Here is a 15,152-nt window from a genome sequence, read left to right on the forward strand (position 1 = left end):
ATGATTCAGGAAATGAGCCAGCGCAGCCGCGAGATTCTGCGGCTGGTCGTCGAGACGTATATGGCCACCGGCGAACCGGTGGGCTCGCGCTTTTTGTCCAAAAAGCTGGAGCACAAGCTGTCGCCCGCCAGCATCCGCAACACCATGGCCGATCTGGAGGAAGCCGGCCTGCTGTTCGCCCCCCATACTTCGGCCGGCCGGTTGCCGACCGAAAGCGGCCTGCGGCTGTTCGTCGACGGGCTCCTGCAGGTGGGCGATCTGACCCAGGACGAGCGCAGCTCGATCGAAAGCCGCTGCGCCGCTTCCGGCCGGGGTTTCCAGGAGGTGCTGACCGAGGCCACCACCGCGCTTTCCGGCCTTTCCGGCCATGCCGGGCTGGTGGTGGCGCCGAAGATCGACGCGCCGCTGCGCCATGTCGAATTCGTCCCGCTCAGCCCCGGCAAGGCGCTGGTGGTCATGGTCACCGAGTCCGGCCAGGTGGAAAACCGCATGGTCGAACTGCCCATGGAAATGACGCCCTCGGCCCTGGCCGAGGCCGGCCAGTTTCTGTCGCAGCGGCTGAAAGGCCGCACCATGCATGATGCGCGCAACGAAATCCTGCAGGAACTGGAAGCGCGCCGGGCCGAGCTCGATCAGCTCGCCGCCCGCGTGGTCGAAGCCGGTCTGGCGGTCTGGGGCGGCGAGCCGGAACGCGGCACCCTGATCGTGCGCGGCAGCGCCAATCTGCTGGACGACGTCGCCGCCATCGCCGATCTGGAGCGCATCCGCAGCCTCATGGAAGAGCTGGAGAACACCGAGGAGATGCTGCGCCTGATCGACCTCACCCAGGGCAGCGAGGGGGTGCGGATTTTCATCGGCTCGGAGAACATGCTGTTCCGCCGCGCCGGCTGTTCGCTGATCGTGGCGCCGCTGCAGAACCAGCAGCAGCGCATCGTCGGCGCCATCGGCGTGATCGGCCCCACCCGGATGAATTACGCCCGCGTCGTCCCGATGGTCGATTTCACCGCCCAGGTCGTCGGGCGGATGATCGGCTGACCCCCCGCGCGAATCCGGGGGAATCCGCGCCGTTTGTCGCCTCACCCCTTTCAATTCGGGCAATCGATCCGTATATGACGGGCCACTGCGAGGAAAAGTGATGACCCAGATCGACGATCAGAATAATCCGACCTTCGAAAACGCTCAGGACGGAGCGCCGCAGGACGCGGAAAATCAGGCGGAACCGCAGGCGACCGTCAGCGCCGAGGAACTGGCCAAGGCGCAGAAGGAAATCGCCGACCTGAAGGATCAGGTGCTGCGCGCGCGCGCCGATGGCGAAAACCTGCGCCGCCGGCTGGAGCGGGAAAAGGAGGATGCCGTCAAATTCGCCGCCGGCAAGTTCGCCAAGGACATCCTCAGCGTGGCCGACAATCTGCGGCGCGCGCTGGACAGCGCGGCGCCCGGCGATGCCGCCGGCGCGGAAACCGAGGCCAGCGAGCCGATGCGCAACCTGCTGCTGGGCATCGAGGCCACCGAGCGCGAGCTGTTGAGCGTCTTCGAGCGTTACGGCATCAGCCGGATCGATCCGAAGGGTCAGAAATTCGACCCCAACCTGCATCAGGCGATGTTCGAGATCGAGGATCCGAGCGTTCCAGCCGGCACAGTGCTGCAGGTCGTCACCGCCGGTTACGTCCAGCATGGCCGGCTGCTGCGGGCGGCGATGGTCGGCGTCTCCAAGGGCGGACCGGAGCCCCAGGCGCAGCCGGGCCAGACGGTGAATACCAAGGCGTGAGCTGGGACGAATACTGACGAATAGCGGATCGTCACCCCGGGCCTGACCCGGGGTGACGTTTCTTCACCGCAGCAAAAACCCCCGTTACCGGCAGCCGGTCTAGCGACAGCCGATGCCGTAGCCGATATCGATGCAGCCGCCGTCGAGATCGGCCGGCGCCTTGATGCCGGCCAGCGCCGCCAGCGTCGGCGCGATGCTGGTCGTATCCACCGGCAGGATGCGCGTGGCCGGCTTCGCGCCCGCCCACCAGAACACGATCGGCACGGCCGTGTCGTGGTGATAGGGCCCGGCATGGCCCATCATGAACCGGGTCGGCAGCGCGCGGGCGGCCGATACGCCGGACTTCAGCGCCACGATGACGTCGCCGGAACGGCCCGCCATCGCGCTCTGGGCGAAGCGGTCCTCCAGCGAATAATCGGACGGCGCGCTGGCGGTGACCTTGTGCGCGAGCAGGTCGTCCAATGCGAAGGCCCGCTCGACATCGGGATGCGCGTTGAAGAATTCGATCGCGGCCTTGACCACCGCCGCGCGCTGCGGCCCGGCCAGGCCATGGCCATCGGCGTCGACCGCGTAATACTGCACGGCATCCGGCGAGACCAGCGGATCGGCCGCCAGGCCGAGCTTGGCCTTCACCTGCGCATTCGCATCGGCCAGCAGCTTGGCCGCGCTGATCCGCCTGGCGGAGGCGTCGCCCTGCTGCGCCAGACGCTCGGCGAAGTCGGAACCGCCGTGATCTCCCGTCAGCACCAGCATGACGCGGGCGCCGTAGCCGTCCAGGAAGTCGAGGAACTCGCCGATCTGCGCATCGAGGCGATACATCTGGTCGCACATCTCCGGACCCTGGGTGCCGTAGCCATGGCCGATATAGTCGGTCGCCGACAGGCTGACCGCCAGCAGGTCGGTCTGCCCGCGCTTGCCCAGCTTGTGATAGGCGACCAGCTCGCGCGCCGCCTCCAGCGTCAGCGGATCCATGATATGCAGCGGCCGCACTTTCCCCGACGGCTTGCCGTCTTCCGACGGCCGCTCGGGCGGCAGCTTGGTTTTCCAGGTCAGCTTGCCGAGCGTGATTTCGCCTTCCAGCGCGCGGCAGGCCTCGTTCGCATAGGTCCAGGGCGGCGCATGGCCGGCCTCGGCGGCGATGCGCGCATTCAGCTTGGCGAGCGGCCGGAGCTTCGCTTCCGCATCCTCCGCCGCGGCGACGAAAGTGGTGAAGCCGAAGCCGTCGACATACCAGAACACGCCATCCGCCTTGTGGCCGCCCATGGTGATCGCGGAGCGGTCCTTGCCGGAGACGACGACGACGCGGCTTTGCGGGCTCTGCTCCTTGAGCCAGTCGCCGAAGGTCGAGGTCGCCAGCAGGGCCGGCCCGACCTTGCGGTGTTTCGGATTCAGCGCGACCGTATAGGCGGCATCCTCGACGCAGTAGACCTGCTTGCCGGTCGCCGGATTGTACCATTCGTTGGCGACGATGCCGGTCCCGCTCGGATGCTTGCCGGTCAGCAGGGTCGAATGCCCGGCGCAGGTCTCGGTGATGCCGTGCGACTGGTAGGCGTTGGCATAGACCACGCCGCCATCGGCGATCCGCTTCAGGCCGCGCTGGAAGGTCGGCCGCCATTTGTCGAACAGCAGCGATCCGAACTGGTCGATCGCCAGCAGCACCACCAGGTCAGGCTTGCCGCGGTTGTCCTGCGCGGCGGCCTGGAAGGAATGAAGCGCCAGCGTCGCCGCCAGCAAAGCACCAAACCACGTCTTCGATCTTGTCATGATGAGAACCTCCCCCGGATTGATCGGTATCCCCGGCCATGACTTGCGGTGGCCTGCCCTCCGTCCTGTAATTGTTATGAGAGATTACAGTTATATTTTAAAACTAAGCAAGCGGAAATCGCAGGCCGGCGGAGCCGGCCTCACCCTGCCGCCTCACCCCGCCTTCCTCACCCTGCCGCCTCACTCCGCCTTGGTCACCCGGCGCAAAGTCAGGTTGATCCGCCCGCCGCCCGGGACCAGCCGGCTGCTGCCCGCCAGCACCCGGTCGATGCCGTGAAAGGCGAGCCGCGCCGCCCCGCCCAGCACCACGACATCGCCGGAGCGCAGCTTCATGGCGCGCGTTCCGCCTTTGCGCGTGGTGCCGCCGAGCCGGAACATGGCCTCGTCGCCGAGCGAGATCGACACCACCGGGGCGGCGAAATCCTCCTCGTCGCGGTCCTGGTGCAGCCCCATCCTGGCGCCGTCGCGGTAGAGGTTGATCAGGCAGCATTGCGGCACCTGCGGACACTGCGCCACCATATCCCAGACTGCCAGAATCTCGGCCGGGATCGCCGGCCAGGGACGGCCGGTTTGCGGATGCCGCTCGATATAGCGGTAGCCGCCGTCCTTGTCGGTATACCAGCCGAAGCGGCCGGCATTGCTCATCATCACGCTCATCGGCTGGCCGCTTTTCGGCATGCGGGGACGATACGGCGGCGCCGCCTGCCAGACGGCCTGCACGGCCGCCAGCATCGCCCGCTGGTGCGCGGCATCGAGCAGCCCGGGATAGAAGCGGAAGCCGTCAACAGAAGGCAGGGCGGACATGGCGCCAATCTGGCTCATTCCGCCGCGCTGTAAAGCCTCGCCCGCTAAGGCCCCGCCCGCTAAAGCCCCGCCCGTCCGGCCGTGGCGAGGTCGGCCGACTGGATGCGCTGCACGCCGGCGGCCTGCATCGCCGCCCAGGCCTTGGCCAGCGAGCCCTGCGTATCGATGCCGCGGCAGGCATCCTCGATCACATAGGTCTCGAAGCCTTCCTTGCGCGCATCCATCGCGGTCCAGGCGACGCAGAAATCGGTCGCCAGCCCGACGACGAAGACCCGCTTCATGCCACGCTGCTTGAAATAGCCGCCCAGCCCGGTCGGCGCCTGTGATCGGCCTCGTAGAAGGCCGATCCGAAATCCGGGCCATCCGCGGTTTTTGCAAAACCGTCCGGAATTCCGGGCCGGGGCGAAAAAATTAACCATTCCGGCCGGTCCGGATGGCGGACCGGGGCGTCCGGAAGATTCCGCGGTCAACAGGACATTTTTTTGCCACACCCGTTGCGGGATGCAGGATGCCCACTTACATAGCCGGCAACAGTCAGAAGGATGGGGCCTGCCGCGGTGCTGTTTCGAAGGCCGCCCCGGGCCGCCGCGAAGAGGAGAGTGGATTATGGCCAAAGTCATCGGTATCGACCTCGGGACGACCAATTCCTGCGTCGCCATCATGGATGGCAAGAACCCGAAGGTGATCGAGAATGCCGAGGGTGCGCGCACCACGCCGTCGATGGTGGCCTTCACCAAGGATGGCGAGCGTCTGGTCGGCCAGCCGGCCAAGCGCCAGGCGGTGACCAACCCCGAGAATACCCTGTTTGCCGTCAAGCGCCTGATCGGCCGCCAGTTCGGCGACGATGCCGCGCGCCGCTTCGCCGAGATGGTGCCCTACAAGACCGTCAAGGGCGACAATGGCGATGCCTGGGTCGAGGTGCAGGACAAGAAATACAGCCCGAGCCAGATCTCCGCCTTCATCCTGCAGAAGATGAAGGAGACCGCCGAAAGCTATCTCGGCGAGAAGGTCACGCAGGCGGTGATCACTGTCCCCGCCTACTTCAACGACGCCCAGCGCCAGGCCACCAAGGATGCCGGCCGCATCGCCGGCCTCGAGGTACTGCGCATCATCAACGAGCCCACCGCGGCGGCGCTCGCCTACGGTCTGGACAAGCAGGGCGACGGCAAGAAGATCGCCGTCTACGACCTGGGCGGCGGCACCTTCGACATCTCGATCCTGGAGATCGGCGACGGCGTCTTCGAGGTGCGCTCGACCAACGGCGACACCTTCCTGGGCGGCGAGGATTTCGACCTGCGCATCGTCGATTACCTGGCCACCGAGTTCAAGAAGGAGCAGGGCATCGACCTGCGCAACGACCGTCTGGCGCTGCAGCGCCTGAAGGAAGCCGCCGAAAAGGCGAAGATCGAGCTGTCGTCCTCGACCCAGACCGAGATCAACCTGCCCTTCATCACCGCCGACGCCTCGGGTCCGAAGCATCTGGTGATGAAGCTGACCCGCGCCAAGCTCGAGGCGCTGGTGGACGATTTGATCCAGCGCACCATCGAGCCCTGCAAGAAGGCGCTCAAGGATGCCGATCTGTCGGCCGGCGATGTCGACGAGGTGGTGCTGGTCGGCGGCATGACCCGCATGCCGAAGGTGATCGAGGTCGTCAAGACCCTGTTCGGCCGCGAGCCGCATAAGGGCGTCAACCCCGACGAGGTGGTGGCGATCGGCGCGGCGATCCAGGCCGGCGTGCTGCAGGGCGACGTCAAGGACGTGCTGCTGCTCGACGTCACCCCGCTCAGCCTCGGCATCGAGACCCTGGGCGGCGTCTTCACCAAGCTGATCGAGCGCAACACCACGATCCCGACCAAGAAGAGCCAGGTCTTCTCCACGGCGGAGGACAACCAGAACGCCGTGACGATCCGGGTCTTCCAGGGCGAACGCGAAATGGCGGCCGACAACAAGCTGCTCGGCCAGTTCGACCTGGTCGGCATTCCGCCGGCGCCGCGCGGCGTGCCGCAGATCGAGGTGACCTTCGACATCGACGCCAACGGCATCGTGCATGTCTCGGCGAAGGACAAGGGCACCGGCAAGGAACAGCAAATCCGCATCCAGGCGTCCGGCGGCCTGTCGGAAGACGACATCAAGCGGATGGTGAAGGAAGCCGAGGAGCATGCCGCCGAGGACAAGAAGCGGCGTGAGGGCGTCGAGGCCAAGAACCAGGCCGAGGCGCTGATCCACTCGACCGAGAAGACCCTGTCCGAGCTGGGCGACAAGGTCGCCGCCGGCGACAAGACCGAGATCGAGGCGGCGGTGGCCGAGCTGAAGAAGACCGTCGAAGGCGGCGACGCCGAAGCGATCCGGGCGAAGATGCAGGCGCTGGCCCAGGTTTCCATGAAGCTGGGCGAGGCGCTGTACAAGACCCAGGGCGAGCAGGCCGGCGAGGCCGGCGGCGCAGCCGGGACCTCCGCGAATGAGGCCAAGGACGACAGCGTCGTCGATGCCGAATTCGAGGAAGTGAAGGACGACAAGAAGAAGAAGTAAGCCGCTCGAATGCGATGCGGACCGGGCGCCGTGAAACGGCGCCCGGTTTCGCTTCGGAGCAGGAAGTTTGCGGATGGCTACGAAACGGGATTATTACGAGATTCTGGGTGTGGCGCGCGGCGCCAGCACCGAGGAATTGAAGAAAGCCTATCGCAAACTGGCGATGCAGTATCATCCGGACCGCAATCCGGATGACAAGACCGCCGAGCAGAAGTTCAAGGAAATCAACGAAGCCTACGACGTCCTCAAGGATGAGCAGAAGCGCGCGGCCTACGATCAATACGGCCACGCCGCCTTCGAGGGCGGCATGGGCCGCGGCGGTCCGGGCGGCGCCGGCTTCGACTTCACCTCCTTCTCCGACATCTTCGACGACCTGTTTGGCGAATTCGTCGGCGGCGGGCGCGGCGGACGCGGCAATGCCAATCGCGGCTCCGACCTGCGCTACAATCTCGAAATCACCCTGGAAGACTGCTATCGCGGCAAGGCGGCGAAGATCCGCGTGCCGACGTCGGTTGCCTGCGAGGCCTGCGACGGCTCCGGCGCCGAGGGCGGCGCCCAGCCGATCCCCTGCCCGACCTGCAAGGGCCACGGCAAGGTGCGCGCGCAGCAGGGCTTCTTCACCATCGAGCGCGCCTGCCCGACCTGCGGCGGCGTCGGCCGGGTGATCGAACGGCCCTGCAAGGTCTGCGGCGGCGCCGGCCGCGTGCACAGGGAGAAAACCCTGTCGGTCGACATCCCGCCCGGCGTCGACGAGGGCAACCGCATCCGGCTGGCCGGCGAAGGCGAGGCCGGCATCCGCGGCGGCCCGCCGGGCGATCTGTATGTCTTCCTCTCGGTCAAGCCGCACCGGCTGTACCGCCGCGAGGGCCAGCATCTGCATTGCCGGGTCCCGATCTCGATGACCACGGCGGCGCTCGGCGGCGCCGTCGATGTGCCGACGCTCGACGGCAGCAAGGCGCGGGTCACCATTCCGGAAGGCACCCAGACCGGCAAGCAGTTCCGCCTGCGCGGCAAGGGCATGCCCTCGCTGCAGCAATCGGGCTTCGGCGCCGGCTTCGGCGATCTCTACATCCAGGTGATGGTGGAAACGCCGGTCAAGCTGAACAAGCGCCAGCGCGAGCTGCTGGAGGAATTCGCCCAGATCGAAAACGAGGAATCCAGCCCGGAAAGCTCCGGCTTCTTCGCCAAGGTGAAGGAGATGCTCGCCGGCCGGGCGGAGTGAGGCACCCGTCGGCGCGGCCCGCGGGTCTTTGGCAATTTGGAAAAGATGGCCGGCTCAAACCCATGGCTGCCCGGTCAGGCCTGTGACGCCGTGACGGCGATGGACCGCCGCGGCGGCGGTCGGCATCGACGAGGAGAGGCTGTGGAAGCATTGGCGACGCAGCCAGCGCTTCCGCTTCTGGATCAGGCGCAGCATCGACGAACGGCAGGGTTTCGCCGCGCTGCAGCTCAAGCCGGCGGCGGCCGAAGCGGCGCTGCGGCGCCTCGAAGCGCCGCAGGGCCTGCAGGCCGATGCCGCCACGCTCACCTTGCTGGCTCAGCACTGCAGGAGGCCGAGCCGCCGGCGGAAAAACTCGCGCGCTATCAGGCCAGGCCGCGGCGCTCGAAGCGCGCCGCCGAAGCCGAGGCATTGCAGTCGGCGCGCCAGGGCATCGTCACCGCCTTGCGCGCGCGGCGCAGCTTGCGGCGCAGCCTCCGATGACGGCCGAGACGCCGCTGCCGGAAACGCTGCCGCCCGGAACGCTGCCGCCCGAACCCGGCCCGGTTGCCGCAGAGCCCGCGCCAGGGCCCGCGCCAGGGCCCGCGCCAGAGCCCAAACCAGGGCCCGCGCCCAAGCCCGAATCCAAGCCCGCCCCCGCGCCAGAGCCGGAGCCGGAACCGGCTCCGCCGCCGGCAGCCGCGCCGCCTGGCGCCGAACGGGACGAAACGGCGCCGAATGGTTCGAAACGGGACGGGAGGGAATGGGGCGCAGCGGGACGAAACGGTCCGAAATGGCGCGGCGCCGCCACCGGAGACATCACCAGAGGCGTCGCCCCCGGCGCATCGCTCGCCCGACGACGGTTTTCCGCCCTGGGTGCCGCGCCCGAGCCGCTATCGCAGCATCATCGACCTGCCGCCGCGATCGGAAGAAGAGGACGCAGAAATCCTGCGCACCTATTTCGCCTCCCTGGCCGCGTCGGCCGATCCGGCGGCAAAGCCGGATGCGCCGCCCGGATGACATGCGCGATGACGTGCCTGGGATGACGTCCTTGGGATGACGCCTCTGCACGGCGCTGCTACAGTGCCGCGCCAAAAAGAAAGGGATAAGCCATGACCGCAGTCCGCATCGGCATTATCGGCATCACCGGCCGCATGGGCCAGGCGCTGGTGCGCGAAGTCGCCAATACCGCCAATGCCGCGCTGGTGGCCGGCAGCGAACGCCCCGGCTCGCCGCAGATCGGCCAGGATCCCGGCCTGCTCGCCGGCATCGGCGCGACCGGCGTGAAGATCGTCGAGGATACGGCGCAGCTCTTCACCGCCGCCGATGCCGTGATCGACTTCACCGTTCCGGCCGCCCTGCCGCAGCATGCCGCCCTGGCGGCGCAGTCGAAGGCCGCCTATGTGGTCGGCACGACCGGGCTGGAGAGCGAGCATTTCGAGGCGCTGAAAAAGGCCGCGCATCATTGCGCCATCGTGCAGGGCTACAACATGAGCCTCGGCGTGCATCTCGTCGCCGGCCTGGTGCGGCAGATGGCGGCGGCCCTGGACGAGAACTGGGATATCGAAATCCTCGAGATGCATCACCGCATGAAGGTGGATGCGCCCTCCGGCACGGCGATCCTGCTGGGCGAGGCCGCCGCCGCCGGACGCGGCGTGACGCTGGAGAAGGTCGCCGATCGCGGGCGCGACGGCATCACCGGCGCGCGCAAGCGCGGCAGCATCGGCTTTGCGGCGCTGCGCGGCGGCAACGTGGTGGGCGAGCACAGCGTGATCTTCGCCGCCGATGGCGAGCGCGTCGAGATCAGCCACAAGGCGACCGACCGCAGCCTGTTCGCGCGCGGCGCCGTGCGCGCCGCCATCTGGGCCAAGAGCAAACCGCCGGGCATCTATCGCATGGCCGACGTGCTGGGCCTCAGCGGCTGACGGCTGCCGAAGGCCCGGCGCGCGGTTGCGCGCCGGCCGACAACCTTGCGGCGTTGAAGAGTTGGTCAGACCGTCCCAAGCGGCCGCAGGCCGGCAGCCTCCGGCTGGCGCCAGTGCCACAATGCGTCGCGCAGGGCGCCGGCGAGCGTGCGGCGTTCCTGCGGGCTGAGGAAATCGCCCAGCGCCAGCGCCCGGCCATGGCTCCATAGCCTGAGCGCGGCGCGCTCGTCCTCATCGGCGCATTCCACCCGCAGCCAGTAGGGCTGCAGCCGCCAGACCTGCTCGCGGCCCTTCGGATCGCAGCGGCGCACGGTCAGCGCCTCGCGGTCGAGCAGGATATATTCGCGCGCCAGGCCCTGCCGGTAGCTCAGCTTGAAGGCGATCCAGAGCAGCAGCACGTCGAGGCCGCAGAAGCCGAAGATCGGCCAGGCCCCGGCGATCCAGAAGGCGATGCCGGCGGTGAAATTCACGCCGCAGACGACGAGCATCAGGTAGATGAAGCCGCGCGGCGACAGTGCGCGATGCGGCCGCAATTCGGCCTGAAACATCGGCTGAGCCATCGGTGCGGCCAGAGGTGCTGCGGCCTGGGATGATGCGGCTGGTATCGAGTCCATTGCGTTAACCCTAGTGCGAAGCCGCGGCGCCGCCAAGGCCCGCTTTCTGGCCGGCTGTTGACTTGGCGGCAGGGCCGCCGTACCGGTTGCTATCCTCTTGTCCCGCAGGGAGAAAATCGATGCCTGATGCAGCCCCGGCGCTCGCCCTTGCGGATATCGAAGCCGCGGCCGGACGGCTGCGGGGCGCCATCGCCGAGACGCCCTGCCTGCATTCCCGCACGCTGTCCGAGCTTACCGGCGCCCAGGTCTGGCTGAAATTCGAAAACCACCAATTCACCGCCAGCTTCAAGGAGCGCGGCGCGCTCAACAAGCTGCTGCAACTGAGCGCGGACGAGCGGCGGCGCGGCGTCATCGCCATGTCCGCCGGCAACCATGCCCAGGGCGTGGCCTACCATGCCGGCCGGCTCGGCATTCCGGCGACGATCGTGATGCCGAAGAACACGCCCTTCGTCAAAGTGCGGCATGTGCGCGCCTTCGGCGCCCGCGTCGTGCTGGACGGCGAGACGCTGGCGGAATCCGCCGCCACCGCGCACGGGCTGGAGCGCGACGAAACGCTCATTTTCATCCATCCCTACGACGATCCGGCGGTGATCGCCGGACAGGGCACCCTGGCGCTGGAAATGCTGGCGCAGGTGCCGCAATTGCAGGATCTGCTGGTGCCGGTCGGCGGCGGCGGGCTGATCGCCGGCATGGCGACGGCGGTCAAGGCGCTCAAGCCTGCGCTGCGCCTCTTCGGCGTCGAAAGCGAACTCTATTCGGCGATGCATCAGGAACTGCGCGGCCAGCCGGTCAGGGTCGGCGGCGTGTCGATCGCCGAGGGCATTTCCGTGCGCGATATCGGCCGCACGCCCCTGCGGATCGCGCGCCATCTGGTCGAGGATGTGCTGATCGCGCGCGAAGCCGATATCGAACGCGCCATCGTCGCCCTGGTCGAGATCGAAAAGACCGTCTGCGAAGGCGCCGGCGCGGCGGGCCTGGCGGCGCTGATGGCCAATCCGGAACCGTTCAGGGGCCGCCATGTCGGCATCGTGCTGTCCGGCGGCAATATCGACACCCGCCTGCTCGCCAGCGTGCTGATGCGCGGCCTGGTCCGCGATGGCCGCCTGGCGCGGGTGATCGTGATGACCGACGATGCGCCGGGACGGCTGTCGCGCGCATCCGCCGTGATCGGCGAGGCCGGGATCAATATCGTCGAAGTGGTGCATCGCCGGCTGTTTACGCTCGCCTCCGCCAAGGCGGCCGAGATCGAATTCGTCGTCGAGGCGCGCGACCGGGCGCATCTGGAAGAACTGCTAAAGGTGCTGGCCGCCGCCGGACTGGCGGCGAAGATCGAGCAGATCGACTGATTGACGCTGGGGCACAATTGCCCGCGCCGGCCGATCCTGGCTATCCTCGTCGCAAACGGGAGGAGCATATGGACCGCGTCGCCAACAAAGTCGCCCTGATCACCGGCGGAGCTTCGGGCCTGGGCAAGGCCACCGCCATCCTGATGGCCAAGGAAGGCGCCAGGGTCGCGATTGCCGACCGCAATCTGGAGGGCGCGCGCGCGGTGGCCGAGCAGATCGGCAAGAACGCCATCGCCGTCGATCTGGACGTGACCGACGAGCGGCAATGGATCGCCGCGCTCGACGTCGTCGACGCCGCTTTCGGCAAGTTGAACGTCATGGTGCATTCGGCCGGCGTCGGCGTGCTGAAGAGCGTCGAGGATATCAGCGTCGAGGAATGGCATTTCGTGCACAACGTGAACCTGCACGGCCCCTTCCTCGGCATCAAGCACGGCCTGGCGCGCATGCGCCCCCATGCGCCCGGCTCGATCGTCATCATCTCGTCGGTTTCCGGCATCATCGCCGGCCACAACATGTCGGCCTACAACACCTCGAAGGCCGCCGCCCGCATGCTGGCCAAGACCACGGCGCTGCATTGCGCTAGGCGCAAATACGACATCCGCTGCAACTCCGTGCATCCCACCTTCATCGACACGCCGATGGTGCAGTCGATGATCTATGGCGGCGGCGATCCGGCGATGGTGCGGCAGAAGCTGGAGGCGCAGGTGCCGCTCGGCCGGCTCGGCGAGCCGAACGACGTCGCCAACTGCATCCTCTATCTCGCCTCCGACGAATCGAAATTCGTCACCGGGGCGGAGTTCGTCATCGACGGCGGCATTACCGCCCAGTAACCGCCGCCGGCCTGCAGGCGCGGCGTCACAATAAGGTCATTCCCATCTGGTCAGAGGCGGCAAAGCGCGGCATAGTGATGCGGCGAAGGAGCCTCTGACCAGACATGTATCAGGCACCGTTGCAGGAGCACGGCCAGGGACAGAACCCGTCCCAGCCCGCCATCCTGATGATCGTCCACCAGGAAAGTTCCGATCCCGGCCGCATCGGCGAGCAGTTGCGCGCCCGGGGCTTCCGGCTCGACATCCGCCGTCCCTGCCTGGGCCAGGAATTGCCGGCCAGCATGGCCGACCATGCCGGCTGCGTGATTTTCGGCGGGCCGATGTCGGCCAATGACGACCATCTCGACTTCCTGCGCAAGGAGATCGATTTCATTCCGCGCGTGGTGGCCAGCGGCAAGCCCTATCTCGGCGTCTGCCTCGGCGCCCAGCTGCTGGCGCGGGCCGGCGGCGCCAAAGTCAGCCCGCATCCCGAGGGCTGGCATGAGATCGGCTACTACCCGGTGAAGGCCCTGCCCGCCGGGCGCGACTATTTCCCCGCGGTGCTGAACATCTTCCAATGGCATGGCGAAGGATTCGACTTGCCGCGCGGCGCGGTGCGGCTTGCCTCGACCGGCTGGTTCTCCAATCAGGCCATGCGCATCGGCGAAAAGACCTTCGGCGTGCAGTTCCACCCCGAAGTCACCGGCGCGATGATGCAGCGCTGGAGCAGGATGGCCGGCCACCGGCTCGGCCTGCCCGGCGCTCAGGCGCGCGAAACCATGCGCGAGGCCTATGAGCGTTACGATGCCGGCATCGCCGCCTGGCTGGACGGCTTCCTCGAGAAGTGGCTCAGCCCTGCGGGCGCAGGATCGGAATCAGCCGCGACGGCGCAGAATGGCGGCGAAGAAGCCGTCGGTGCCGTGGCGGGCGGGCGATAGCGTCAGATACGGCCCCGCCACCGGGCAGGCGCCGCCGATCGCGCGCGGCCAGACTACTCCCACCGGCATGATTTCGAAATCGGGATGGCGCTGCAGGAATGCCGCGACCTGATCCTCGTTCTCCTCGCGCAGAACCGAACATGTGGCGTAGATCAGCCGTCCGCCGGCTTTCACCAGCCTGGCCGCGCGATCGAGAATCTCCACCTGCCGTTGCCGCAGTTCGGCCAGATCCTGCGGCTGCAGCCGCCATCTGGCGTCCGGCTTGCGTCGCCAGGTGCCGGTGCCGGTGCAAGGCGCATCGACCAGCACGCGATCGGCCTGGCCGGCATGGCGTTTCAGCCATTTCGCATCCATTTCCCGCGTCTCGGCATTGTGCGCCCCGGCGCGGCGCAGCCGCAGCTTGGCCTGGCTCAGCCGGCCGGCGCTGATATCCAGCGCGATCAGCCGCCCGGCATTCCTCATCGCCGCCGCCAACACCAGCGTCTTGCCGCCGGCGCCGGCGCAGAAATCGACGGTCATCTTCACGCCGGCCGCATCGGCCAGCTGCGCCGCCAGTTGCGAGCCTTCATCCTGCGGCTCGATCAGGCCCTCGGCATAGGCCTGGCCGTTATTGACATAGGCCTGCGGCGACAGCCGCAAGCCCAGCGGCGAAAACGGCGTCGGCTGGCTGCGCAGGCCTTCCGCCGCCAGGGCGGCCGCAGCGGCGTCGCGGCTGGTCTTGAGCGGGTTGATCCGCACGTCCAGCGGCGCCGGCCGCAGCATGGCGGCCAGCTCGATCTCGAGATCCGCACCGAAGCGCGCCTTGAGATGCGGCAGGATCCACTCCGGAATATTGCAGCGCGCCGCCAATGGCATGTCGGGATGCTCGAGCGTATGGCCTTCCAGGCGCTGGAGAAATGCGGCGGCTTCGGCCGGGCCGGCCTCGAACAGGAACTGCAGGCCATTGGTCTTGGCACCCATGGCGAGAATGCGATAGGCGGCCAACCGCAGACGATTGTCGGCGGCAGACATCGTCTTGTCGCGGGCGATCCACCAGTCGAGGCGGCCGCGCTGGCGCAGCACCTCCTCGCTCAAATGGATCAGCGCCGACCGCTCCTCGGGCTCGAAACGGCAATGATGCTGGCGCATCCAGGCATGCCGCACCCGATCGGCCGGCTCTCCGGCAGCGGCGATCGCATCCAGCAAAGCCACGGCGCCGTCGATCACCTTCCGGCTGCTGCCCGACCGCAGCGACGGCGCCCGCTTGCGCTTGCGCTGGCGCTCCGCCGGCCGGGGGCGAAACCCGCCGGCACGCTTGCCGCCGCCCTGCTTGCGCGAAGCGGCGCGTTCCTCGTCCTCTCCCGCGGCTTGCTTGCGGCGACCCTGGAGATCGGCCGGCTTGCGGCCGGACATGGCCCCCGAAGCTTGGCCCGGAGCATTCCGCCGCGCCGGGCGGCGCGGCGGCGAACGGTCGGAAG

At 67.8% G+C, this 15,152-nt stretch carries 14 protein-coding genes; 9 read left to right on the forward strand and 5 right to left on the reverse strand.

Annotated features, from left to right (window positions below; translation table 11 throughout):
- Window positions 1–1,035: a heat-inducible transcriptional repressor HrcA gene (gene hrcA / locus VF194_RS06875; protein WP_330889366.1), complete on the forward strand. Its 1,035-nt coding sequence runs from the start codon at window positions 1–3 to the stop codon at window positions 1,033–1,035.
- A gap of 100 nt (window positions 1,036–1,135) precedes the next feature.
- Complete coding sequence (gene grpE / locus VF194_RS06880; RefSeq protein ID WP_330889368.1) at window positions 1,136–1,768, forward strand: nucleotide exchange factor GrpE; 633 nt, start codon at window positions 1,136–1,138, stop codon at window positions 1,766–1,768.
- Between the two features lie 99 nt (window positions 1,769–1,867).
- On the opposite strand, the gene VF194_RS06885 is transcribed toward grpE, so the two are convergent.
- The 3 genes from VF194_RS06885 to VF194_RS06895 all read right to left on the reverse strand — a co-directional run bounded on the left by VF194_RS06885 (window position 1,868) and on the right by VF194_RS06895 (window position 4,617).
- Window positions 1,868–3,532, reverse strand: coding sequence for an alkaline phosphatase family protein (locus tag VF194_RS06885; protein ID WP_330889370.1), 1,665 nt, complete (start codon window positions 3,530–3,532; stop codon window positions 1,868–1,870).
- Window positions 3,533–3,712: 180 nt separating this feature from the next.
- The gene (locus tag VF194_RS06890) at window positions 3,713–4,336 is read right to left on the reverse strand and encodes an alpha-ketoglutarate-dependent dioxygenase AlkB (protein ID WP_330889372.1); all 624 of its coding nucleotides are present in this window, start codon (window positions 4,334–4,336) and stop codon (window positions 3,713–3,715) included.
- A gap of 59 nt (window positions 4,337–4,395) precedes the next feature.
- Window positions 4,396–4,617, reverse strand: coding sequence for an isochorismatase family protein (locus VF194_RS06895; protein WP_414656081.1), 222 nt, complete (start codon window positions 4,615–4,617; stop codon window positions 4,396–4,398).
- Between the two features lie 325 nt (window positions 4,618–4,942).
- Here VF194_RS06895 and dnaK point away from each other — a divergent pair, with 325 nt between their 5' ends.
- From dnaK to dapB, 4 genes are all read left to right on the forward strand, one after another.
- A complete protein-coding gene (gene dnaK, locus VF194_RS06900) occupies window positions 4,943–6,865 on the forward strand; it encodes a molecular chaperone DnaK (RefSeq protein ID WP_330889374.1) in 1,923 nt (640 codons plus the stop codon).
- Window positions 6,866–6,938: 73 nt separating this feature from the next.
- On the forward strand, window positions 6,939–8,087 hold the full coding sequence (gene dnaJ / locus VF194_RS06905; protein WP_330889376.1) for a molecular chaperone DnaJ: 1,149 nt from the start codon (window positions 6,939–6,941) through the stop codon (window positions 8,085–8,087).
- Window positions 8,088–8,939: 852 nt separating this feature from the next.
- Window positions 8,940–9,083 carry a hypothetical protein gene (locus VF194_RS06910; protein WP_330889378.1) on the forward strand — a complete coding sequence of 48 codons (144 nt, stop codon included), beginning with the start codon at window positions 8,940–8,942 and terminating at the stop codon, window positions 9,081–9,083.
- Between the two features lie 92 nt (window positions 9,084–9,175).
- Window positions 9,176–9,988, forward strand: a complete 813-nt coding sequence (dapB, locus tag VF194_RS06915; RefSeq protein ID WP_330889380.1) for a 4-hydroxy-tetrahydrodipicolinate reductase — start codon at window positions 9,176–9,178, stop codon at window positions 9,986–9,988.
- Window positions 9,989–10,053: 65 nt separating this feature from the next.
- Here the strand turns inward: dapB and VF194_RS06920 are convergent, their stop codons facing one another.
- Window positions 10,054–10,548 carry a DUF2244 domain-containing protein gene (locus VF194_RS06920; RefSeq protein WP_330889382.1) on the reverse strand — a complete coding sequence of 165 codons (495 nt, stop codon included), beginning with the start codon at window positions 10,546–10,548 and terminating at the stop codon, window positions 10,054–10,056.
- 173 nt (window positions 10,549–10,721) lie between these two features.
- On the opposite strand from VF194_RS06920, the gene VF194_RS06925 reads away from it, so the two are divergent.
- The 3 genes from VF194_RS06925 to VF194_RS06935 all read left to right on the forward strand — a co-directional run bounded on the left by VF194_RS06925 (window position 10,722) and on the right by VF194_RS06935 (window position 13,695).
- Window positions 10,722–11,948, forward strand: coding sequence for a threonine ammonia-lyase (locus VF194_RS06925; protein WP_330889384.1), 1,227 nt, complete (start codon window positions 10,722–10,724; stop codon window positions 11,946–11,948).
- Between the two features lie 68 nt (window positions 11,949–12,016).
- Complete coding sequence (locus VF194_RS06930; protein ID WP_330889386.1) at window positions 12,017–12,778, forward strand: glucose 1-dehydrogenase; 762 nt, start codon at window positions 12,017–12,019, stop codon at window positions 12,776–12,778.
- Window positions 12,779–12,882: 104 nt separating this feature from the next.
- Window positions 12,883–13,695: a glutamine amidotransferase-related protein gene (locus VF194_RS06935; protein WP_330889388.1), complete on the forward strand. Its 813-nt coding sequence runs from the start codon at window positions 12,883–12,885 to the stop codon at window positions 13,693–13,695.
- On the opposite strand, the gene VF194_RS06940 is transcribed toward VF194_RS06935, so the two are convergent.
- The gene (locus VF194_RS06940; protein WP_330889390.1) at window positions 13,633–15,087 is read right to left on the reverse strand and encodes an RsmB/NOP family class I SAM-dependent RNA methyltransferase; all 1,455 of its coding nucleotides are present in this window, start codon (window positions 15,085–15,087) and stop codon (window positions 13,633–13,635) included. The two genes, VF194_RS06935 and VF194_RS06940, sit on opposite strands and share 63 nt — an antisense overlap.
- Window positions 15,088–15,152 lie beyond the last annotated feature (65 nt).

The sequence above is a fragment of the Ferrovibrio sp. genome (assembly GCF_036381655.1).
Lineage (GTDB): Bacteria > Pseudomonadota > Alphaproteobacteria > Ferrovibrionales > Ferrovibrionaceae > Ferrovibrio.